Raw genomic sequence first — 21,697 nt, 5'->3', positions numbered from 1 at the left:
GCCACGGGGTTTCAGGTGAGTGTGGTCACCGCGAAATCGATCAGCCGGTTCTGCCAATTCAACCAACGAAGGTCGAACGCACTGGCCTGACAATCGACCGCGACGCTGTTCGCCACGTCGGGCAGCATCACCCGTTGACGAAAGTCGGAAATCAACGCCTGGTCGGTGAAGACGCCCAGGATTTCCTGATACAGCCGGTAACTCAAGTAATCAAAATTTGAAGAGCCGGCAATCAGAACTTCTTCATCGATCAGCATCGCTTTTAAGTGACTCATTCCCCGTTGGGACAATCTCAGATCGATTTTTGATCGTGCCGATTCACACCGCGCGTAGTTCGCGAAGTAACTCCAGTTGTTTTGTCCGGGCGTCACAACTTTCACATTAACGCCGCGATCCGCCGCCACGCGCAAACGCTCGTAAAACGGAAACGTGATGTAAGGACTCTCGACGAAGACGCTGCGGCGAGCGCCATCAATCAGATTAAGTACGCGCTGGAACGCGCGCCGGTTGTCGCGACCGTCAAGCGTGAACAGTTCGAGATCGGGAAAGTCACCGTGCGCGAAGTGATCCCCGCCGTCCCAGGTCGAAAGAAAATCTTTTCGCAGGAACGCCACCGCAGCCCGATCGTCAATCCGCAGCATCATGTCGTGCCACGCTGCGTTGTGCTCACTGAAATTGATGCCGCCGATGTACGCCGTCGATGCGTCGATCACGATCAGCTTCTTGTGATTGCGGCTCAGCAAAGTCCGCGGCGTGGGGCGGTACGCGTTCGTAAACCTGATCCTGGTTCCCGCCGCCTCTAACTTTTTTCGCATCGCCACGGTTTCTCGCGCTTCGTGCTGCAGTCCGCGGTCAAGCAGGTTGGCCGGCGAATAACGAAAACGATCGCTCAAAACAATCCGCGTAAACGAATCAGCCAGTACTCGCTTGTCAGACGCGGGCGAGAGCAGCAGGGTTTCAGCCAATTGTTTGCCGACTGAATCACCTTCAAACGCAAAGGTCTGAACAAACACCGACTCATGCGCGCGCTCAATGTCTCCGCGCAAGCGCGACCAGAATTCGTGGAAATTGACGAGAAGTTCTATCGACATTCGGTTCAGAACCGCCTGCGCTAGCGGGTGGTTAAGAGTAGCAAGATGCCTGCGCTCCCAGGATGCGCTCCCAGAGGCGCCATGATTGTATTCGATTCGCCGCCAGAACCCGAACGATTTCGGCTTCATGCGCCGGCATTGGTCACCGTGCTGAGTACTTGTGCTTTGTTCTTTGTGCTTTGTACTTGGACCTCTCCATCAAGGTGACTAGCTCTGAATAGGCATCAAAGCCCGAAGTACAAAGTACTAAGCACAAGCCCCAAGTACAGAGCACGAAGCACAGTAGCCTCAGAATGGGTTTGCCTAATTCCAAGACTCGCCGCTATGATGCTGTCCGCAAAACCGAAAGCCTGGTCCGAAACGCTCTGTGAGGTGAACTATGAAACGGATTCTCATCGCATTGACCCTGATTACTGCTGTGTTCGCGTCGGCGACCTGCACGCGCCGCGGCGGTAACTGCGCCGACCCCGGCGGCACGATCAAGATTGGTGTATATGGCGATCTGACTGGACAAACGTCCAGCTTCGGCCAATCAACCAAGAACGGCTCGCAGATGGCGGCCGATGAGATCAATGCGTCGGGCGGCATCAACGGTCGTCAGGTGCAACTCATTCATGAAGACGATCAGGGCGAACCGGGCAAAGCCGCCACCGTCGTGACCAAACTGATCAATCAGGATCAGGTCCGGGCGTTAATCGGCGAAGTGGCATCTTCTAATAGCCTCGCGGCTGCGCCGCATGCTCAGGAAGGCAAGGTGCCGATGATTTCGCCGTCTTCGACGAATCCGAAAGTCACGCAGGTTGGTGATTACATCTTCCGTGTATGTTTCATCGATCCGTTTCAGGGTGAAGTCATGGCCAAGTTCGCGGCGAACAGTTTGAAAGCGAAGAAGGCCGCGATTCTTTTCGATTCAAACTCTGACTACAGCAAGGGCCTGGTTCAGTTCTTCAAAGCGGCCTTCACTAAACTCGGCGGCGAGATCGTCACTGAGAAAGCCTACGCGCAACGCGACCGCGATTTCACCGGCCAGTTGACGGCCATTCGCGATCTGAAACCAGATGTGATTTATGTTCCCGGCTACTATCAGGAAGTCGGCGTCATCGCCAAGCAGACGAAACAATTGGGAATCACCGCGCCGCTGCTCGGCGGTGATGGTTGGGACTCGCCACAGCTTTGGGACCTCGGCGGCGACTCTTTGAACGGTAGTTTCATCTCGAACCATTACTCGGTTGACGATCCTAAACCGGAGATTCAGGACTTCGTCAGACGCTTCAAGGCGAAATACAACGGCACGGCGCCCGATGCGCTGGCCGCACTCGGCTACGACGCCATGATGGTCCTGGCTGATGCGATCAAGCGCGCCAATGGCACTGAGTGCGCGGCGTTGCGCAATGCGATCGCCACGACCAAAGACTACAAGGGCATCACCGGAATCATCAGTCTCAACGAAGAGCGTAACGCCGTGAAATCGGCCGTCGTGCTCGAATTGAAGAACAAACAGTTCGTTTACAAAGAAACGATCGCACCGTAAGAACGTCAGAGGATCTCTTCTTAGATTAAGAGTCTTAAGATGGACACTTTCGTTCAGCAGCTCATCAACGGCCTAAACATCGGAGCCATCTATGCGCTGATTGCGCTCGGCTACACGATGGTTTACGGCATCCTTCGTCTGATCAATTTCGCGCACGGCGACATTTACATGGTCGGCGCGTTTGCCGGTTACTTCATTGCGCTGAAACTAGGATTGGGGCCGTCGTGGGGCGGCCTTCTTTTTGTGCTGATCGGGTCGATGGTGGTTGCAGCAATCTTCGGGATGGTGATCGAGCGCTTCGCTTACCGGCCGGTCAGAAAGTACGCGCGGATGACGACGCTGATTACTGCGATCGGAGTTTCGCTCTTATTAGAAAACCTGTTCGTCGCGCTGTTCGGCGGACAAGGACGCGGCTTTCCGCAACTGATCAATGACACTACGTTCCCTTTGTTCGGGAACGCCGCCATCTCAAAATCGCAGATTCTGATTTTCGCCGTTTCGATCGCGCTGATGGTGATCCTGCAATGGATTATTTTTAAGACGAAAGTCGGCACCGCGATGCGCGCCGTTTCGTTCAACCTGAATTCAGCCAAGCTGATGGGCATCAATACCGATGCGATCATCATGTTTACGTTCGCGCTGGGTTCGGCGCTGGCAGCGGCGGGCGGCGTCCTGACCGCGCAATACAGCCCGACGATCGATCCGTTGATGGGCATCACGACCGGATTGAAAGCCTTCGTGGCGGCGGTGCTCGGCGGCATTGGCAATATTCCGGGCGCGGTACTCGGCGGGCTGCTCATCGGCGTGGCTGAGACGATGGTCGTCGGCTACGGCAGCAACATCGGGATTCAATCAACTTATCGCGATGCAGTCGCTTTCGCCATTCTGATTCTGGTTCTGTTAATTCGTCCGTCAGGCATTCTGGGCACGACCGTGCAGGAGAAAGTTTAGTGGATCGCTGAACAACTCCGAATCTTTTTGTTTACCTGAAAACATGATTTCGTTCGTCAAACGCTTCCTCATCGCGCTGATCATCATCGCCGTGCTCTACGCGCTGAACCTGGCGATGAGCAAGGAAGGTCTGTTTGGTTTCGGCGTTCCGCTCTACCAGGTCGATCTCTGGAAGATGGCGGGTATCAACATCATCCTCGCCGTCTCTCTCAATCTCATTAACGGCTTCACCGGTCAATTCTCGATCGGACATATCGGCTTCATGGCCGTCGGCGCGTATTCGTCGACGTTCATGACTGTCTATTACACGCAGGGACTTGAGCAGTGGCTGGCCGGAATTCTGGGCGCCTCAGTCGCGGCCGCGATCGTCTTCGCGTTAGTAATCATCATTGGCGCGCTGGCCGCCGCCGTAGCGGGATTGATTGTCGGCATTCCGACTCTGCGCTTGCGCGGAGATTACCTGGCGATTGCGACCCTCGGTTTTGCGGAGATTATCCGCATCGTGATCACCAACATGAACAAAATCGGCGGCGCCACCGGTTTCCGGGGCTGCGTCGATCCGATCACGAATATCACGTGTTCCGATCCCTCACTGGGGCGGCTAACGATTCCGGCATACACCAATTTCTTTTGGATAGGCTTCCTCGCGGTGATCACGATTGTCGTCATCTACAACATCGTGAATTCGGACATGGGCCGCGCGTTGATTTCGATTCGCGAAGACGAGCTGGCGGCGCAGGCCATGGGCGTTAACACGACGCGATACAAGGTAACGTCGTTTGTGATCAGCTCAGCGTTCGCCGGCGTGGCGGGCGCGCTCTACGGCCACTGGCGGCTGCCGCATCCAAACGACTTCACGTTTGTCCGCTCGTTCGAAATCATCATCATGATTGTGCTCGGGGGGATGGGCTCGATCACCGGCGCCGTGCTGGGCGCGCTGGTGATCACATTTGTGCCCGAGGTCCTGCGCATGCTGCCCGGCGGCGTTTACAACTATCGTCTCGTCATTTATGCGTTGCTGCTGATCATCATCATGATTACGCGTCCCCAGGGCATCCTGGGCAACTATGAAATCGCGTCATGGCTCAAGCGCGCGCGCAAACGTCCGGAAGGTGGCGGTGCCATAGGCGGATCCACCGGCGCGCCAATCGCAGAGCAGAGCGATTCAACTAAGAAGAGTGAGAAGGAATTAGAGAACCGATGAGTGCGGCTAATCCAAAAGCCAGCGGCGAACATCCGCTGCGCGCGGCGAAATGCACAATTCGCTTCGGCGGACTGGTGGCCGTCAACGAACTGGACATGCAGGTCAAGCGCGGCGAGATCTACGGCCTCATCGGACCGAACGGCGCGGGCAAGACAACGATCTTCAATCTGCTGACCGGCGTTTATGAACCAACTTCCGGCGAGATTCATTTCGAGGGCGAGCGCATCGACGGCCTGCGTCCCTATCAGATTTCGCGACGCGGTGTCTCGCGGACTTTTCAAAATATTCGCTTGTTCCCCGGCATGTCCGTGTTGGAAAACGTCATGACCGCATGCCACATTCACGCGCGGCAGAGCCTGATGGACGCGGTGCTGCGGCTGCCACGGTACTATCGCGACGAAGAGGAACATCGGAAGTTCGCGATGGAACTGCTCGAAATTTTCGATCTGGCCGACGTAAAGGATGAAGGCGGTACGAGCTTGCCCTACGGCAAGCAGCGCCGTTTAGAGATCGTGCGCGCGCTCGCCACGCGACCGAAACTTCTGCTGCTGGATGAGCCGGCCGCCGGTTTGAATCCTTCGGAGCAGGGGGATTTGATGAATCTGATTCAGCAGATTCGCGATCGATTCGGGCTGACAATCCTTCTGGTCGAGCACAACATGAAAGTGGTCATGGGTGTTTGCGAGCGCATTCAGGTAGTCGATTATGGAAAATCAATCGCGCTTGGCTTGCCGGAAGAAATTCGCAACGATCCGAAAGTGATTGAAGCGTATCTCGGGGATTAGTCCGTTGTCAGTAGTCCGTGGTCAGTTGTTCGCTTTTACGACTGACTACTGACGACTGACCACTGACAGTTTTTATGCTGACTTTAGAAAATGTCTCAGTGAATTACGGCGCCATCGAAGCGCTGCGCGGCATCTCGATGCATGTCGAGAAAGGCGAGGTCGTAACGCTCATTGGCGCGAACGGCGCCGGCAAGACCACCACGCTGCGCACGATCACCGGCTTGCTGTCGCCGCGTGCCGGCAAGGTCACTTTCGAGGGCGAGGACATCGGCGGCACGGCGACTCACAAACTCGTAGCCCGCGGAATTTCGATGTCGCCCGAGGGGCGCGGCGTGTTCGCGAATTTGTCCGTACGCGAAAACCTGAATATGGGTGCGTATCTGCAAAAGAACCGCGCCCAGATAAACGGCGACCTGGCGAAAGTTTTCGAGATGTTTTCGCGTCTGAAAGAGCGCGAAAATCAGAAGGCCGGCACCTTGTCCGGCGGCGAGCAGCAAATGCTGGCCATGGGACGAGCACTGATGTCTCGTCCGCGTTTGCTTCTGCTTGATGAGCCTTCGTTGGGTCTGGCGCCCCTGGTGGTGCACACAATCTTCGAAGCGATCGATTCAATTCGCAGCGAAGGCACTACGATTCTGCTCGTCGAACAGAACGCCCACGCTGCCCTGCACCATTCCGATCGCGCTTACGTTTTGGAAACCGGCGAGATCACGATGGAAGGTAATTCCAAAGACCTCGCCAACGATCCGCGAATTAAAGAAGCCTACCTCGGGGAATAAACTCCCTGTCGCAAGGTTTCGGCCGAAACCCCCTAACCCTTAGCCCGAATCATTATGATAGGCGCTTGTTGCGTCCATGCAACAGCCTCTGTACTATCAGCTGCGAATCGCGTTACGAACTTTGAATCAAATGTCGGCAGTTGCACGCTCATTCTTACCAACCTTGTTTGAAGCGGAACCTCCTGCTGCAAGAGCTCGTCCACCACTCAAGTGGGCTGGCGGCAAACGATGGCAGATTCCTTACCTCGTTCCTTACTGGCAGCCTAAGCAATATAGGAGGCTAGTGGAACCCTTTTGCGGCGGTCTTGCAGTAGCACTCGGACTTCTGCCTGAGAACGCGTTGCTAAATGACATCAATCCCCATCTGATCAATTTTTATAGACAGCTAAAGCGAGGGTTTGTGTCGGACTTAGTCGCAAAGAATAACGAATCGTTTTTCTATGCGCGGCGTCGTGACTTCAACAGACTATTAAAAGAGGGAAAAAGCGATACGCGAGAAGCTGCAGGCCTCTTCTACTATCTCAATAGAACCGGCTTCAACGGGCTTTGCCGATTCAATCGGAGTGGCGAATTTAATGTGCCGTTTGGTCGTTACGAAAAGATCAGCTACAAAGTGGATTTTCGGGAATATCGGGCGCTGTTTGCCAATTGGGAATTCACCAATCTGCACTTCAAAGAGCTTGACCTACACGAACACGACTTCATTTATGCGGATCCTCCGTACGACGTGGAGTTTCGCCAGTATTCACAAGGGGGATTTGGCTGGCATGAGCAAGAAACAACCGCAGTGTGGTTATCTAAGCATCCGGGACCGGTTATTCTAGTTAATCAGGCGACGAAACGAATAATCGATCTCTACCGAAGACTAGGCTTTGACCTCAAGTTTATGAAGGCTCCCCGCCGAATAAGCTGCAATGGCGATAGAACCCCAGCCCCAGAAGTCATGGCGATCCGAAATTTGCCGTAGTATGATTCGCGCAGCTGAAATCTGACGAAGCCGGCCGCCAGGATCCCGAAGACCAACCAACCCGCGCGGCTCGTGAAGGCACAGGAAAAAAGAAATGGGGAAAGACAACACCCAGCGCGCTGCCCACACCTTCCTATTAGAGCATCTTCAGACTCAGGAACCTTTTACACTCGCCGAATTCGTCGACGCGGTTGGGTGGGATAAAAAGAAGCCTAGAACTTACGAAACATATCTCAGTAAGCTGTATAAGGGCTTAATAGAAAATGTAGGTGGTGGGTTCAAAATATCCCCGAGCGAAAGGTTTCACGTAACTGAATCATTCCGGAAACTCGTCGACTGGCGACGGTTCAAACAACATGTCACTCAAGTACGTAGAGTCGTCACTGACTATGAGCCGATCAAGCGAGAGGTTTTGATTTATGACTTCTTGATGCCATTGACGAACGAGGCTTACCTTCGCACAACCCTTGACGCATTGTTTTACAAAGACACCTTACTCGCAAAGCTGCGAACCATTTCCTCGTCGGATTTAAGTGGCCTCTTTCCGCGTTTAGCAGGTATCTCTGATGACCTGTACCTTTTAGAAATCTTAAACTTCATCGAAGATCACTTCGTAGGTTATTCGATCAGCCATGTAGACGGCCGATTCCGCTCCGGTAAGGTGCTTACGCAAGACGAAGTTGCTGCCTTCCAAAAGATTGGCCGAAGATATTTAGTAGATGAGACTACGGCTGTCACGCGCTTTATTTTTCCCTACCAAGATGATGACGAACTTGCCAAAATTCGCTTACTGTTTAAGAAGCTCTTTGTTAGAAGCATCATTCAGCTCGTGAATGGTGAAGAACAAATCTGGATGATTGAGAGCGGTCCCGAAAGCAAAGTGCATATCTGGCAATCGGCAGACGAGAGCGACGCATGAACTGGCGACAGTGGCTGAATCAGAATAACTATGATGACGTGGTCAGTCAGATCGACGAAGCTATGGAGAAGATAGCGGCACGCGGTAGCAAGCAAAGAAGAGACTGGTGGAAAACTCTCGCGGGGGGGGCTAACGGAAAACCATTGCTTGTTGAAGGCATCGAGTTTCCTGTACTTCAGGCTGCTCAAGAACGTGAGGGGAAACCGATCACCCCAAATGCAATACGCCGCAACCCGAATGAGCGAGCGCCGGCTGTGGTTCAAAGCGGACGGTGGCCACAGAAAAAGAAGGGTGGGCGAAAACGCAAGACGTAACTAGCGGTTCAAAAATCCACAAAAGAAAACTTCAAATTAGATAGCGAAAAGTTTTGTTTGCCTCTCTTCGGTTTATCAGCAGAAGTTATTACAGTAATAACTTCTTTTTCGGTTGCAAAGAGGGTGTTTCGGGCATACCCTAATACCCAGTTTCAGACACAACGCAAAGAAAATGGAGTAATGCGTATGTCTGAACAACTTGCACCTAAACCCGCCAAATCGAGTCCAACAATTCTTCCTGTAAGCAGGTCCCAACATCCGTCAATCGACTACTACTTCGATGTGGCCATACATACTGTGCGGAGAGGTAAGGAATTAGCCTGGGAATCTAAGGAGCTGATCGTAACAATCCTTATTCTGATTCTGCTGATTCAGCACTCTTGGCTTGTCTTAACGAAGTAGATGGTTGTCACTGGGAACTTGGTAGAAGATGTTCGGAGAGTCGAGGTCGAGTTTGTCGTTTATGGCGGTCGGAGACATGAAGTCGATGGATCGTCGCGAAAATCTAGCGGAGGTTTTTGAGGAGTTTGCAGTTCTTGGATAAGAATTCTGACTGCATACTTGAAGGCTTACGCGGGTCTAGATATTTGAATTCGGGAAAGCGATTTAGCTGTATTTTTTGGTGCCGGAGGAGAGACTCGAACTCTCATGAGGAGTGAACCTCGCCAGATTTTGAGTCTGGTGCGTATACCAATTTCGCCACTCCGGCTCTTGCGGGACCGCCTTTCGACGGCGTCAGGCCATATTAGAGAGACCGGCGCTTAGCGTCAACTTGAACCGGCCGCAAACGGCTGCTCACCCCGGATCCTACTGAATCGGCCAATTTTAGGCCTTTTAGTAATGAAAAAACTTGTTGGCCACGCGGCAGGCGGTATTGTACAATCGTTCGGCCAGTCATTCGACTGGAGATATTCCGCTAACGAGCTTCGGAGTCCATCCCGAGCCGGCAGGCCCCCAAATCAGAAGTTTGCCCCACATAGCGTAGTCGCCCGTCACTTCAACCGAATTCATGTCGCAGGAACAGACTAAGCCCCGCCTATTAATCGTGGATGACGAACCCGTCGTTCGCGGCGTCTTGCACGATTTGCTTGAAGGCTCATACGACTGCGCCGAAGCCTCTTCAGCCGAAGAAGCTTTGGACCAACTCCTGCTTGGCACCTTTGACCTGGTGATCAGCGACATCACGATGAGCGGCATGAGTGGCCTGGAAATGATTCCGCACATCAAAGACATTTCGCCGGACACCGTCATCGTGATGATTAGCGGCATGCAGACGATGGAGAGCGCGATCAACGCGCTGCGTCTGGGCGCGTTCGATTATTTGATGAAGCCGTTCGACCTGCGGCAGGTTGAAGCCGCCATCCAGCGCGCGCAGGAGCATCATGAATTAATCGTCGGCAAGCAGCGCTACGAGAATCACCTCGAAGAACTGGTCGTCCAGCGCACCGCGGAATTAGACGACGCACTGGCCTCAGTCGAAAGCGCTTACCGATCAACTTTGCAGGCCCTGACCGCGGCGCTGGAAGCCCGCGACGCAGAAACGCATGGCCATTCGGAGCGCGTAGTTACCTTCAGTCTGCGGCTCGGCCGCGAATATGGTTTGAACGCGGCTGAGATGAAAGCGCTCGAGTTCGGCTCGCTGCTTCACGACATTGGAAAGATCGGCGTGCCCGATGCAATCCTCCGCAAGCCGGCGAAACTCACTGATGAAGAGTGGGTGCGGATGCGCGAACATCCGACGCACGGCCAACAGATTTTGCGTGGTATCAAATTTTTGGAAGGCGCCGCCCGCGTGGTCGCGCAGCATCACGAGCAGTGGGACGGCTCCGGTTATCCGTTGGGATTAAAAGGTGAAGACATAGATATCTGCGCGCGCATCTTTTCCGTCGCCGACGCATTCGACGCGATTACCAGCGACCGGGTGTACCGCAAGGGCCGGCCTTACGAAGCTGCGCTCGCTGAATTGGATGAATGGGCCGATCGCCAATTCGATCCAAAAGTAGTCGCCGCTTTTCATCGCGTGCCGCCGGAAGATTGGGAAGAACTGCGCCGCCGCTCGCTCATGCGAAAACCGAACGACGCTGAATGGAAGCCGGTTGGCACTTCCATCGAATCACGACTTACCGCTTAAGTCTCTCTCAAAACTTTCTGACTAATACGCATCTTCACCGCGCCACATCACGGGCAGCGTCTGCAGAATAATTTTCACATCCAATAACAACGACCAGTTTTCGATGTAGTAAAGATCCATGCGCACCATCTCGTCGAATGGCAGACGGTTGCGTCCCGAGACCTGCCAAAGGCCCGTAATCCCCGGTTTCATGTCGAGACGCTTGCGATGCCACAGTTCGTAGCTTTCCACTTCGTAAGGAATCGGCGGACGCGGGCCGACGATGCTCATGTCGCCGCGCAGTACGTTGAAAAGCTGAGGCAGCTCGTCGAGACTGGTCTTCCGCAAAACATGTCCCAGTCGGGTGACGCGCTCGTCACCGAGAAGCTTGTAAGCCGGCCGCTCGTCGTCGCCGAGATTTGATTCGGCTTCGCCCTTGATGTACTTGCGCTGGAACTCGCGATGGCGCTCGTCGTCAGATCCCTTCTGCATCGAACGAAACTTGTAAAAGAGAAAAACGCGGCCATCCATGCCGACACGTTCCTGCTTGTAGAACACCGGTCCGCGCGAATCTAGCTTGATCAGCAGGGCTACGAGTAACCAGAGCGGCGCCAGCAGCACCGCCGCGGTGATCGCGATTACCAAATCGGAAGCGCGCTTCAGAAACCGCGCTGCGTTCGATAGAGGAGAGCGGAACAGCGTCACCATCGGGAGCGAGCCCACTTGATCGATTTCCGTTTTGCTCGGCAGGCAATTCAGCAGCGTGGGCGCGATGCGAAACTCAACGCCCCGACGCCGGCCGGTCTTGATCATCACGTCAAACAGATCTTCGCCGGGCACGTTTGGATCGGAAATGATTACTTCGTTTGCGTGCGAGTCCCGAATCGCCTGTGGCAATGACTTCAGATCACCGACGATGGGCACACCTTCAAACGTCGCGCCGGGCGCGCCGACGTGTCCGTTTTCGACGATTCCGATGACGCGATAGCCAAGCTCCGGGCGGGCGCGCATCTCGCGAATGCACAGCGCGGCTTCGGGCCCGCGACCCACAATCAGCGTTGGAATCAGATTCACGCCGCGGCGGCGAATTGCGATTTGCGCAGCGCGCACGATCACGCGCAGCAGACCAATACTCGCGAACGCCAACAGAAAGTCGAGCGCAAAGATTGCGCGCGAATACGAGAACGTGCGGTAGGCCACTCCGCCGCGATACATGAACGCGGCGGCCACGATCAGCAGTGAGCCGATGGCAGTGGCTTTGAAGACGCGCGCGGCATCATCAACAAACGAGAATTCGCCGCGCAGCCGATACAAATCGTAGTAACGCAACAGGAGCAGACGGATCGGAATGACCAGCGGCAAAAGGACTGCGTACGGCGCGAATTGGCTTGACCATGCAAGCGCGCCTTCCGCAGTGCGGATCAAAACCGGTTCGCTGTGGCGCAAAGAAAATGCGGCGGCAAACGAGAGCGTGGTGAGAATGATGTCGCTAACAACCAGAAGCGCCTTGACGAGGGGCACGACCCAGCGCGGCGCGCGCGCCGGAGCGCGAATGGCTTGTGCGGTGGTTCCAGTCTTGGCGAGTTCAGGCTTCATCAAGGATGAGTTTGGCGACTTCAGCACGCGTTGTTTTGTTGGCTCGCGGCGCCGTGCTCGTTTTCTTCTGCACGACTAATGAATCGATGTCCTCGCGTGAGGCGATCTTGTTCAGGCGTCCTTCCGCGACCAATTGCTCATCAATCGCCGCCCACTTGCCGGCGTAAATACTTGCGGCCGGGACACCCAACGCCGCCGCTTCGCGATTCATCGTGCCCCCGGCGCTGACAATCAGGTCAGCGGCGGCCACAAGGTTAGCACCGTCCAACGCTTCACGGGGCATGATTGTGTTCGGCAGTTTTCGCGCTTCGTAGTCAGCGCGTTGGGTTTCCGTTCGCGGCAACAAAACGGTTCTGACACTCGGCTGCAAACTCAAATGGGCCAGCAGCTCGTCAAATAACTCGTTTTCGAATCGATGATACAAGGCTTCATGCGCCGGGGGGCGCGCAACGATGAGCACATCTTCGCCGGCGACGCCGAGTTCGTGCAGCACCTCCGCGAACTTTGGATCAGGAGTGAACTCGGCGAGATAGACATCTTCCTTCAGCCCGTCGTAACGCGCGACTTTGCGCAGCGACGCGCCATATTTCTTCAGTTCAGCGGAGGGAAACGCGCGCGGCACGATCACTTTCGACGCCAGCCGAAAAGCGAGATGATTTGCGGGCTGATGCTCGTAATCCATCAACGTCACGCTTCGTATGCCCAACGACGCAGCTGCGGAGATTTGGGCGTACGAATTGTGACTGACGGCGAGATCGAATCCCCGATCACGAGCCCACTTGCGCAGCGCCGCCGCGCGGCCAACCAGGTTCCCGGCTTTGCGCGTGAGCTTGCCGCCGCCATGACCGCCGATCACGTGCGGCAGCATCCCGGCCTTCGTCGCGAGCTCGACCGTTTGCGCGAAGTCACGCGCGCTAATTTCGACTTGATGACCGCGCGCAACAAACTCCGGAATCAACGCGCGAAAAAACGGCACGTGCGGAGAGTTGGCGAGATCAATCCAGAGTCGCATAACGCAACAGTGTAATGAGGTCAGTACCGGGGGCGGTAGCGACCGGTGAGCAAACGTTGATCGAGACCCGGTCGCTACCGCTCCCGGTACTGACTTCCTTCCAGCAGTCGCGAGATCGCGTACGCCATCCACGCTTGCGACCAGCGCATGTAAGGAATTCGGTTTGTGTGAAATCGATGGCGCTGATAGTAAAAGTATCCATTCGGGCTGCGCATGTTCTCGATCGACCAACTGGCGATCCGTTCGGCCAGTTCCAACGTCCCAGGAAAGCGGCCGCGCAGCTCGACCAGTGTCACGATGGCGGCGGCGGTTGAATGTACATCCGCCGGATAAAGCCGCGTGGGGTAATACTTGGGCCAACCGTTGCTGAGAAAGAAGCGTTCTTTCCACAGCTCATATCCATGTACCAAAGCCGGCTCGAGCTCATCGCCCGCTTCGCATCCCCTTATGATTCGCGACAGGCTCGTAAGAATGAAACCCGTATGAAAATTATCGCTCCACGTTTGATATCCATCAGCGCCGTACGCCCACGACCCATCCGCAAGCTGGCGACGAACAACGTAACGCGTCGCACGCATCGCCGCATCGCACAGGCTTTGTTCGGCCAGCATCCCACCGACCGTCGCGAGCACTTCCGCCGCCATTAGACTGGCATTGAAAACACGCGTCTGGTCGAGCGGCGAATAGCTGAAACAAACCTCCTCGCTTGTCTCGTCCGACTGATTCAGATCGTTGAGAATGAAATCGCAGATGGTGCGCGCAAACGGCAGGTACTCATCGCGGTCGATCACTTCGGCCGCTTCACACAGCGCGCGCGCGGCAAAAGCCGTGGGGATGATCGTCGGCGTACCCCGCGGCGCGAAGAACGAACGCGACTGCCAATCAAAGTTGTAGCCCCAACACGCGCCCCGGAAGCCTTTCAAGCTCATGCCGATTAGATCGTCAAGCAACTCGCGCGCGGTGACTTCAGCTTCTTTTGTTTGCAGCCGCCGGTAATCGGCAAGCGCCGCCAATGCAAACAGCGCAATTCCCTTCGCGTTCCGCTCTGCGGGAACGCCGGCGATTTTACGAAGGTTAAATGGTGAGCGTTTAAGAAACTGCGTCCAGGCCAGACGCGCGGCGCGTGAATGCCGAAGCGGTGTGGCTTGAAATAACGAGCTGTTCAGACCGTCGAAAGGATCATAGCCGGCCAAGCCCTGACTGCGGCACCACTTCCATAAATCTCGATGAGCGGTATTGAGATCAACTGCCATTTAACGGTGCGGCGACAGACACGCAAGTCATTTTTCGTTGTCGTCGACGTTCGGCGGCCTCACCAGCTTCCATGAGAGCACGCAATTGTCCCACGATTGAAGACTCTCAACCCTGAACATCGCGTAGATAACTTTCTTTCCGTGGAGGAGCCGCATCAGGTACATGTGGCCCGGCTTGACCACGATGACCTGGCGATAAGGCGATACTTCTTTGGATCCGGCAGAAACGTCAATCACGATCGGGCGTTTTGCAAGTGATAACGGCGGAAGTGGCTTTTTGGGCTGAGGGAACGGCGGCGTCTGCTTGATGTCCTCCCACTTTTTCGCCCCCAACTCGACAATCATTGATCGGGAATCGGCAACGCTTAACCAGTCGGGAAAGACCTTGCCATCCTTTTCAATGCGCAGGCCGCCATACTTCAAATCAAATTCGTCGGGCAGCTCACCGCGCAAGGGGCCTCGCTTACCCGTCTCAAAGTTCACGTGAGATCTGGTGGTCTCGTGTCGCGGATAAGAAAAGTAATGGAGCGTGACCTGCTGGAGTTCGGTGCTCGTCTGGGCGGCAATTGACCCGCAAACTGAAATCACCATTACGAGCGAAAACAGTATTGTTTTCATTTGCCCGGGACCTTCCTTACGAGAACGCTGCTAAACGGCAGAAACCGATGTTTCGATCCGGCGCGGCGTCTCAACAAAACTCTCGCGCCACAACTCGAACGACAAAAGCGTCCAAAGCAGCTTGCGGTGATTGGCTACGCCACGTTCGTGCTCGTCCTGAAGCCGCGCGACATATTCCGGGTTGAATAAACCACCGCGGCGCAAACGGTCAGGCGAAAGAAGGTCGCGCGCCAGTGGACGCAACTCGCCTTTCAACCATTTGGCGAACGGCACGCCGAAACCTTTCTTGCCGCGGCGGCCAACAAAGGAAGGCACCAAGCCTTTCGCCGCGCGCTTCAGAATATACTTCGACGTGTAGCCGTGCAGTTTGTAATGCGACGGCAGCGAGGCGGCGAATTCAGCCACGCGCGGATCGAGATACGGCGCGCGCACTTCCAAACTCACTGCCATGCTCGCCCGATCGACTTTCGTCAGAATGTCCTCGGCGAGATAGAACTGCGTGTCGAGGCTTTGCATGCACTCGGTCAAATCGTTTGAGTCGCACTCAGCAAACATACGACGCGCGTCCCGATAAATGTCGCCGTCACTGGCCGCCCGCACTTCTTCACTGAGCAGCAAATCCTGATCGCGCGGCGTGAACGAGCCGAACCAAACGTGATGGCGCGCGACTTCGTCGTAATGCGCGGCGGCCACGAACCGGCGCGCGCGGTAATCGAACGACAGGTTCTTCGTTTTCACGGGCAGCCCGTTCACGATGCGTTCAATGAGTCCCACTCGGAGCGGTCGGGGAATCATTTGGTACGCGTGGGCCATCCGGTGACCAAAATACATCGGGTAGCCGGCGAACAATTCATCACCCCCGTCACCGCCGAGCGCCACCGTCACGTGTTTACGCGTGAACCGCGAAAGCAGAAACGTCGGCATGAGCGAAGGATCGCTCATCGGCTCGTCCATCCACGCGCCAATTTCACTGACGAGATTTGCCGCAAGGCTCGCACTGAATCGCTCTTCGTGATGATCTGTGCCGAGATAGGCCGCGACGCGACGCGCGTATTCGGACTCGTCGAACGAGCTTTCAGCGAACGAGATCGAGAAGGTCTTGACCGTTTCTGAAGACGCCCGCACCGCGAGCGCCGTCACCAGCGACGAATCGATGCCGCCCGAAAGCAACACGCCGAGCGGCACGTCCGAGACAAGGCGCATGCGCACTGAATCCTGCAACAAATCCTGGAGCTGCGAAGCAGCTTCGGCCACGGTGGGCGCCGGTTCTTTCGTTTTGTAACTCAGTTGCCAGTAGCGGCGGACTTCGACTCGGCCGTCTTCGAGCGTCAGATGGTGCGCCGCCGGCAGCTTGCTGATGCCGTCATAAATCGAAAGCGGCGCCGGAACATAGTCGAACGAAAGATACTGTCGCAGCGCATTGAGATTAAGATCCGGGCGCACTGACGGATGCGCGAGCAGCACTTTCGGTTCGGACGCGAACAACAGAGTGCCCGCAAACACGCCCCAGTAAAGCGGCTTCTCGCCGAATCGATCACGCGCGAGGAACAAACGGCGGCGGCGATCGTCCCACAACGCGAACGCGAACATGCCGTTAATGTGCTCGACCATGTCGCGGCCGTATTCTTCGTAAAGGTGAGGCAGGACTTCAGTGTCAGATGCGCTGCGAAAGGTATGTCCGCGCGCTTCCAGATCCGCGCGCAGCTCGCGATAGTTGTAAATCTCACCGTTGAGGATCACCGCGACGCTGTGGTCCTCGCTGAAGGTGGGCTGCTCGCCAGTGATCAGATCGATAATCGCGAGCCGGCGCATGCCCAGGGCGACACCGTCATCGATTACATAGCCTTCTGAATCGGGCCCGCGATGCACCATGCGGTCGCACATCGAGCGCAATAATTCTTCCGCGCCGTTAGGTGGCGGCGTGCGTGGATTGAGATTGGCCCAGCCGGCAATTCCGCACATAACTTCAGTGAGCAGTGAGCAGTGGGCAGTGAGCAGTTGAAGACATCATTGAGTTAGTCGCCGTCGAAACCAATCCTCTCCCGGACGGCATAAATCCTTTTAGCCTGGGACTCGTGATAAGTCCGTACCAGCATCTCGGCGAGTAGTCCCATTAAGAAAAACTGCACGCCGAGCACCAGCAGCACCATGGTCAGCACCGGCAAAGGCGTCTCGACAAAATCCGCGTGATGCGGCCAGTTTAGGAATTTCATCACGAACGCGAGCACGGCGCATATCACCGAAACGGCGAAGGTCAACAACCCGGCCCAGCCGAAAACGTAAAGCGGCTTTGTCTGATACGACGCCATGAACTTGATCGTCATCAGATCGAACACGACTTTTATTGTGCGGGACAGACCGTACTTGGATTTACCCATCGTGCGCGGATGATGCTCGACGGGGATTTCCGCGACGCGCGCGCCGGACCACGACGCGTAGATCGGAATGAAGCGATGCATCTCGCCATAAAGCTGTACGTCCTGGAGCGATTCGCGCCGATAAGCTTTTAAAGAACAGCCGTAATCGTGCAGCGGCACGCCGCCAATCTTTGAGATCAACCAGTTCGCCATTTGGGAAGGAATCTTCCGCGTGATCAGCGGATCTTTGCGGTTCTTTCGCCAACCTGAGACAACATCAAAACCCTCGTCTAATTTTTCCAGCAGCCGAATGATGTCCGCCGGATCGTTTTGCAGATCAGCATCCATCGGAATCAGGACTTCGCCGCGCGCCGCATCGATGCCGGCGGCCATGGCGGGCGTCTGGCCATAGTTTCGTCGCAGCGCAATCACGCGCACGCGGCTGTCGCGCGCCGCGATCTCGCGAAGCACCGACAGACTGCCGTCTGAGGATCCATCGTCCACGTAGATAATCTCAGCGCTGCGTCCAAGTTGCGCGAGCGACTGATCCAGCTTCTCGTGAAGCGGTCTCAAGTTCGGCTCTTCGTTAAATACCGGCAGAAAAACAGAAATTTCCGGCGCGTCGCCATCCCGCGAGGATTCGGCCAAACGTGGCGGCGCTTTGAATTCAGTCGTGATCAAATGCAACTCCTTCTGAACCGTCGCATTTTAAACTGAATGGCGCGGGATTGCAGTATCAGGCAGACTCCAACGCGAGAATTGCCGTTTTCTCTGTGTCTCAGTGGAACTCGGTGTCTCTGTGGTGAGAAATCCTTACCAAATGCTTACCACAGAGACACCGAGCCTTCACAGAGGCACAGAGAGATGAGGATTGGAAGCAACGAGCCGAAATTCACGGCGTGTTAACGTGCGACTGCGGCTGACGCGTGTTTCGCCGGAACCATTGAACAAACCTTTGAATACCATCTTCGATTTGCGTCTGCGGGTCGTACCGGAGCAGCTGGCGCGCCTTGGAAATGTCCGCGAATGTTTGCGGTACGTCGCCGGGCTGCGGTGGTTGCCAATCAATCTGCGCGCGTGTGCCAAGCTCCGTCTCGATCAACGAAATCAGTTCGCGCAATTCCACCGTGCGCGATTCGCCGAGATTAATGACTTCGTAATTCGTCTGGTCGTAATCAATCGCCGCGCGAACGCCGGCAATGATGTCATCAACGTATGTGTAATCGCGGCGTGTGGTGCCGTCGCCGAAAACGGGAATTGGTTTCCCTTCGCTAATCAGCTTCGCGAATTTGTGAATCGCCAGATCAGGGCGCTGGCGCGCACCATACACGGTGAAGAATCGCAGGCAGACGATTCGCATGTCGTAAAGATGCGAATACGAGTGGCAGATTAACTCGCCCGCGGCTTTCGTCGCGGCGTACGGCGAGATGGGATTGAATATCGGATCGTCTTCGCTGAACGGAACTTTCGGGTTCACGCCGTAAACGGAGGACGACGACCCGAACACAAACTGCTTCACCCCGTGAGCGCGCGCTAACTCCAGAAGGTTCACGGTGCCATTAACATTTGTCTCGACGTACAAACGTGGTTCTTTCAAAGACGGCCTGACGCCGGCACGCGCGGCCAGATGCACAAGGCAATCGAACTTTGTGTCGTCGAAGGCCGACGCAAGCGCTTCCGCATCGCGAATGTCGGCTTCAATCAACCTGAAGTTCGGACTCGAAAGATGCGGCCCAACGTTCTCGCGTTTGATTGCCGGCGAGTAGAAGTCGTTGAAGTCGTCGACGACTGTGATGCGCCAATCGCCCTCGCCGAGCAAACGCTCAACCAGGTGCGATCCAATGAAGCCCGCGCCGCCAGTGATTAAGATGCTTCGCATTTGGAGTGCGGCGGCTTGACGCCGCTTTGTTTTAGTTTCGTAAGCCTAATGTTTTGCAGGAGCTAAAGCGCCGTCAAGCCGGCGCACTCCAAATCATTTCTTCGCATAGATCCAAAGATGCCAACCCCAGCGCGACGCCAGCGCTGACTCAAACGAACGCGGCAGCAAGTTGCCGATAATCGGAATGAATCTCTTGTTCAGAAAATAGGCACGCAACTCGACCGCTGAGAAGTCTTTGAACAATTCGCGGGCTTCGCGTCGCGAATAGACCCGGGCGAGCGGGTTGCCGGCGCCATCGGTGCTCTGGCTGAGAAAATCATCTGCTGAAGAGTTGCCGTTCTTTGCCAGTTGCGCGTGCTCTCTGAGCGAGTCGATTGGTTCGCGCGTGAGCAGGTTGATCAGTTTGATTCCGGCTTCGCTGGTCAGCAGCCCCGCTCCGGCGCGCCGCAAAACCCGAATGCCAACGCGATAGTTGTAGCTACCGCGATGATACAACATCACCATCGCCCGGCCGCCCGGCTTCAACACCCGATGAATTTCGCGCACGGCCGCCTCGATGTCGGGCGTGTGATGCAGAACGCCGTGCGAGTAAACCAAATCAAACGACGCATCGGGAAAGTCGAGACGCTCGGCATCAGCGACCCGAAATTCACCTTTCAAGCCTGACACCTGGAAACGTTTGCGCGCCAACTCGACGGCGGCGTCAGTCAGATCAATGCCCGTATAATTCGCACCCGCCTTCGCGAACTGCGCGCCGTCGGTGCCCATGCCGCAGCCAATCTCCAGCACGCGCAGACCGCGCGCATTCGTGAAGTCCGCGGCCGCCGGAATGTGCCACTCTTTGTCGTAACGATGCGCTTCGACGCGTTCGAAGAATTCCGGCGTGCCGATCTCTGCGTCGCTGAACTTTGTGCCGCACGGGTGCGCCTGCCAGAAAACGCGGACGCGCTCTTTCAATTCTTCCCCGCCCGGTTTTTGACTCGGAGTGGACATTCAAGGTAGAAGGTGCGGTGTCAGTATAGACTGAACCACGGAGCGCAGGCATCTTGCCTTCCGCGAGCATCTTGCTCGGGCACCGCGATAGATGATCACTTTTCAGATCACAGGCCATCTGACCGACTTCACTGGCGGCAACGCCGAAATAAAGGTCGATGCGCAGCCGGCGACGGTACGCGAAGCTTTGCACGAGCTTTGGAACCGGCACGGCGGATTGCGCGATCGGGTTCTGACTGAGCAAGGCGAGGTTCGCCAGCACGTGAATATTTTTGTGAACAGCAGCGTCGTCCGGCGCGACGAAGTGCTGGATGCGTCGCTCGACGGCACGGCCGATATTTGCATCATGCCCGCGGTCAGCGGCGGCTAAACCCGGCGCTTTTAGTTGAACGTTCGCAAATCGCGGCCGTATAACTCTTCAACATGTTCTGTCCAACTTGCGGATCCGAGGAACGTCAGGCTAGCCAATACTGCCGCGCCTGCGGCGTCGACCTGCGCGCCGTCCGTGTCAGTATTGAGTGGCCCGACTCAATCACCGCCTCGGCCGTATCAGCGCGCGAAGAAATTGGCCGCGCTATCGGCGACCGGATACGTTCCGTAAAAGACGCCGCCGAATTGAAGATCGTGACCGACAGCGTCCTGCCGCAGGTGGAAAAGTTTCTCGAGTCGCCGGAGGAAAAACGGCTGCGTCGAATTCGCGCGGGGACGATCATCGCCGCATGCGGTTTAGGCGCCGGCATCCTCGGATTGATAATGTCAGAAGCGCTAAATGGTCCGGACTATGAAGCGGCCCTTTGGGTTGGCGGCCTGGGTCTAACCGCTTTCACGCTTGGACTTGGTTTTATCTTAAATGGATTGCTCTTCACCAAAACGCGTAGCGCCTTGGATGATCGTTTGCCGGACGCAAAGCTCCAGAATTTGCTCGATTCAGCCTACACGCCACCGCCAGTTCGATCCGGTGAATCACCGATGCTACGGTCGCCCACGACTTCCAATCTCGCTTCGGAAAAAGGCGCCTCGGTTACCGAACACACCACGCTAAACTTGAAACAGGATTAAGTCAGAACTGCCGACGGATCGGGTAAGCAACCCGGAGGGTTGCAAGAAAGTAGCCGGGGGTCGCAGCGAAGCGTAGACCCCCGGAAAGCGGAGGCGTCGAATTCGCACCCTGAAAGGGTGCAAGACTAGTTCTGTGACCCTTTCAGGGTCAGAAACTATGGACACTCGATCCGGGGGTATCGCGCTTCGCGCCCAACCCCCGGCTACTCTCTTTCAGCCCTTCGGGCTGACTGATATTCCTAAACAACGTTTAATTAGGCGAATCGGGTGTGTAAAACT

At 55.8% G+C, this 21,697-nt stretch carries 20 protein-coding genes and 1 tRNA gene; 11 read left to right on the top strand and 10 right to left on the bottom strand.

Annotation, left to right across the window (positions count from 1 at the left end):
* Positions 1-11: 11 nt before the first annotated feature.
* Entirely contained in the window at positions 12-1,091 is a 1,080-nt protein-coding gene (locus tag VFX97_20035; protein ID HEX5705501.1) for a phosphatidylserine/phosphatidylglycerophosphate/cardiolipin synthase family protein, read from the bottom strand.
* Positions 1,092-1,470: 379 nt separating this feature from the next.
* On the opposite strand from VFX97_20035, the gene VFX97_20030 reads away from it, so the two are divergent.
* The 8 genes from VFX97_20030 to VFX97_19995 all read left to right on the top strand — a co-directional run bounded on the left by VFX97_20030 (position 1,471) and on the right by VFX97_19995 (position 8,541).
* Positions 1,471-2,622: an ABC transporter substrate-binding protein gene (locus VFX97_20030; protein ID HEX5705500.1), complete on the top strand. Its 1,152-nt coding sequence runs from the start codon at positions 1,471-1,473 to the stop codon at positions 2,620-2,622.
* 39 nt (positions 2,623-2,661) lie between these two features.
* Positions 2,662-3,573: a branched-chain amino acid ABC transporter permease gene (locus tag VFX97_20025; protein HEX5705499.1), complete on the top strand. Its 912-nt coding sequence runs from the start codon at positions 2,662-2,664 to the stop codon at positions 3,571-3,573.
* A gap of 43 nt (positions 3,574-3,616) precedes the next feature.
* On the top strand, positions 3,617-4,777 hold the full coding sequence (locus VFX97_20020) for a branched-chain amino acid ABC transporter permease (GenBank protein ID HEX5705498.1): 1,161 nt from the start codon (positions 3,617-3,619) through the stop codon (positions 4,775-4,777).
* Positions 4,774-5,562 (top strand): ABC transporter ATP-binding protein, encoded by a 789-nt coding sequence (locus VFX97_20015; GenBank protein HEX5705497.1) that lies wholly within the window; start codon positions 4,774-4,776, stop codon positions 5,560-5,562. Before VFX97_20020 ends, VFX97_20015 begins: the two co-directional genes overlap by 4 nt.
* Positions 5,563-5,636: 74 nt before the next feature.
* Positions 5,637-6,341, top strand: coding sequence for an ABC transporter ATP-binding protein (locus tag VFX97_20010; protein HEX5705496.1), 705 nt, complete (start codon positions 5,637-5,639; stop codon positions 6,339-6,341).
* Between the two features lie 130 nt (positions 6,342-6,471).
* A complete protein-coding gene (locus tag VFX97_20005) occupies positions 6,472-7,308 on the top strand; it encodes a Dam family site-specific DNA-(adenine-N6)-methyltransferase (GenBank protein ID HEX5705495.1) in 837 nt (278 codons plus the stop codon).
* 94 nt (positions 7,309-7,402) lie between these two features.
* Positions 7,403-8,227: a hypothetical protein gene (locus VFX97_20000; GenBank protein ID HEX5705494.1), complete on the top strand. Its 825-nt coding sequence runs from the start codon at positions 7,403-7,405 to the stop codon at positions 8,225-8,227.
* Positions 8,224-8,541: a hypothetical protein gene (locus VFX97_19995; protein HEX5705493.1), complete on the top strand. Its 318-nt coding sequence runs from the start codon at positions 8,224-8,226 to the stop codon at positions 8,539-8,541. Before VFX97_20000 ends, VFX97_19995 begins: the two co-directional genes overlap by 4 nt.
* A gap of 620 nt (positions 8,542-9,161) precedes the next feature.
* On the opposite strand, the gene VFX97_19990 is transcribed toward VFX97_19995, so the two are convergent.
* Positions 9,162-9,250 (bottom strand) — tRNA-Leu (locus VFX97_19990).
* Positions 9,251-9,586: 336 nt separating this feature from the next.
* Here VFX97_19990 and VFX97_19985 point away from each other — a divergent pair.
* On the top strand, positions 9,587-10,672 hold the full coding sequence (locus VFX97_19985) for an HD domain-containing phosphohydrolase (GenBank protein HEX5705492.1): 1,086 nt from the start codon (positions 9,587-9,589) through the stop codon (positions 10,670-10,672).
* 21 nt (positions 10,673-10,693) lie between these two features.
* Here the strand turns inward: VFX97_19985 and VFX97_19980 are convergent, their stop codons facing one another.
* The 8 genes from VFX97_19980 to VFX97_19945 form a co-directional block, all read right to left on the bottom strand.
* Positions 10,694-12,247, bottom strand: a complete 1,554-nt coding sequence (locus VFX97_19980; protein HEX5705491.1) for a sugar transferase — start codon at positions 12,245-12,247, stop codon at positions 10,694-10,696.
* Positions 12,237-13,259: a DUF354 domain-containing protein gene (locus VFX97_19975; GenBank protein ID HEX5705490.1), complete on the bottom strand. Its 1,023-nt coding sequence runs from the start codon at positions 13,257-13,259 to the stop codon at positions 12,237-12,239. Before VFX97_19975 ends, VFX97_19980 begins: the two co-directional genes overlap by 11 nt.
* Positions 13,260-13,333: 74 nt before the next feature.
* On the bottom strand, positions 13,334-14,512 hold the full coding sequence (locus tag VFX97_19970; GenBank protein HEX5705489.1) for a hypothetical protein: 1,179 nt from the start codon (positions 14,510-14,512) through the stop codon (positions 13,334-13,336).
* A gap of 27 nt (positions 14,513-14,539) precedes the next feature.
* A complete protein-coding gene (locus tag VFX97_19965) occupies positions 14,540-15,130 on the bottom strand; it encodes a hypothetical protein (protein HEX5705488.1) in 591 nt (196 codons plus the stop codon).
* Positions 15,131-15,160: 30 nt separating this feature from the next.
* Positions 15,161-17,092: an asparagine synthase (glutamine-hydrolyzing) gene (gene asnB, locus VFX97_19960; protein HEX5705487.1), complete on the bottom strand. Its 1,932-nt coding sequence runs from the start codon at positions 17,090-17,092 to the stop codon at positions 15,161-15,163.
* A 53-nt stretch (positions 17,093-17,145) separates the two neighbouring features.
* Positions 17,146-18,168 (bottom strand): glycosyltransferase family 2 protein, encoded by a 1,023-nt coding sequence (locus VFX97_19955; protein HEX5705486.1) that lies wholly within the window; start codon positions 18,166-18,168, stop codon positions 17,146-17,148.
* Between the two features lie 211 nt (positions 18,169-18,379).
* Positions 18,380-19,366, bottom strand: coding sequence for a GDP-mannose 4,6-dehydratase (locus VFX97_19950; protein HEX5705485.1), 987 nt, complete (start codon positions 19,364-19,366; stop codon positions 18,380-18,382).
* 93 nt (positions 19,367-19,459) lie between these two features.
* Entirely contained in the window at positions 19,460-20,359 is a 900-nt protein-coding gene (locus tag VFX97_19945; protein HEX5705484.1) for a class I SAM-dependent methyltransferase, read from the bottom strand.
* 91 nt (positions 20,360-20,450) lie between these two features.
* Between VFX97_19945 and VFX97_19940 the strand changes: the two genes are divergently transcribed.
* Together VFX97_19940 and VFX97_19935 are read left to right on the top strand one after the other, a co-directional pair.
* Positions 20,451-20,729, top strand: coding sequence for a MoaD/ThiS family protein (locus tag VFX97_19940; GenBank protein ID HEX5705483.1), 279 nt, complete (start codon positions 20,451-20,453; stop codon positions 20,727-20,729).
* A gap of 53 nt (positions 20,730-20,782) precedes the next feature.
* Complete coding sequence (locus VFX97_19935) at positions 20,783-21,418, top strand: zinc ribbon domain-containing protein (protein HEX5705482.1); 636 nt, start codon at positions 20,783-20,785, stop codon at positions 21,416-21,418.
* The last annotated feature ends 279 nt before the right edge of the window (positions 21,419-21,697 follow it).

The sequence above is a fragment of the Pyrinomonadaceae bacterium genome (assembly GCA_036277115.1).
Classification (GTDB): domain Bacteria; phylum Acidobacteriota; class Blastocatellia; order Pyrinomonadales; family Pyrinomonadaceae; genus UBA11740.
Note: the sequence above shows the minus strand (reverse complement) of the source record. Positions and strands in the feature narration are given on the sequence as shown.

Coding starts and splice junctions, on each gene's coding strand:
- VFX97_20035 (HEX5705501.1), bottom strand. CDS start 1,091: ATGTCGATAGAACTTCTCGTCAATTTCCACGAATTCTGGTCGCGCTTG.
- VFX97_20030 (HEX5705500.1), top strand. CDS start 1,471: ATGAAACGGATTCTCATCGCATTGACCCTGATTACTGCTGTGTTCGCG.
- VFX97_20025 (HEX5705499.1), top strand. CDS start 2,662: ATGGACACTTTCGTTCAGCAGCTCATCAACGGCCTAAACATCGGAGCC.
- VFX97_20020 (HEX5705498.1), top strand. CDS start 3,617: ATGATTTCGTTCGTCAAACGCTTCCTCATCGCGCTGATCATCATCGCC.
- VFX97_20015 (HEX5705497.1), top strand. CDS start 4,774: ATGAGTGCGGCTAATCCAAAAGCCAGCGGCGAACATCCGCTGCGCGCG.
- VFX97_20010 (HEX5705496.1), top strand. CDS start 5,637: ATGCTGACTTTAGAAAATGTCTCAGTGAATTACGGCGCCATCGAAGCG.
- VFX97_20005 (HEX5705495.1), top strand. CDS start 6,472: ATGTCGGCAGTTGCACGCTCATTCTTACCAACCTTGTTTGAAGCGGAA.
- VFX97_20000 (HEX5705494.1), top strand. CDS start 7,403: ATGGGGAAAGACAACACCCAGCGCGCTGCCCACACCTTCCTATTAGAG.
- VFX97_19995 (HEX5705493.1), top strand. CDS start 8,224: ATGAACTGGCGACAGTGGCTGAATCAGAATAACTATGATGACGTGGTC.
- VFX97_19980 (HEX5705491.1), bottom strand. CDS start 12,247: ATGAAGCCTGAACTCGCCAAGACTGGAACCACCGCACAAGCCATTCGC.
- VFX97_19975 (HEX5705490.1), bottom strand. CDS start 13,259: ATGCGACTCTGGATTGATCTCGCCAACTCTCCGCACGTGCCGTTTTTT.
- VFX97_19970 (HEX5705489.1), bottom strand. CDS start 14,512: ATGGCAGTTGATCTCAATACCGCTCATCGAGATTTATGGAAGTGGTGC.
- VFX97_19965 (HEX5705488.1), bottom strand. CDS start 15,130: ATGAAAACAATACTGTTTTCGCTCGTAATGGTGATTTCAGTTTGCGGG.
- asnB (HEX5705487.1), bottom strand. CDS start 17,092: ATGTGCGGAATTGCCGGCTGGGCCAATCTCAATCCACGCACGCCGCCA.
- VFX97_19950 (HEX5705485.1), bottom strand. CDS start 19,366: ATGCGAAGCATCTTAATCACTGGCGGCGCGGGCTTCATTGGATCGCAC.
- VFX97_19945 (HEX5705484.1), bottom strand. CDS start 20,359: ATGTCCACTCCGAGTCAAAAACCGGGCGGGGAAGAATTGAAAGAGCGC.
- VFX97_19940 (HEX5705483.1), top strand. CDS start 20,451: ATGATCACTTTTCAGATCACAGGCCATCTGACCGACTTCACTGGCGGC.
- VFX97_19935 (HEX5705482.1), top strand. CDS start 20,783: ATGTTCTGTCCAACTTGCGGATCCGAGGAACGTCAGGCTAGCCAATAC.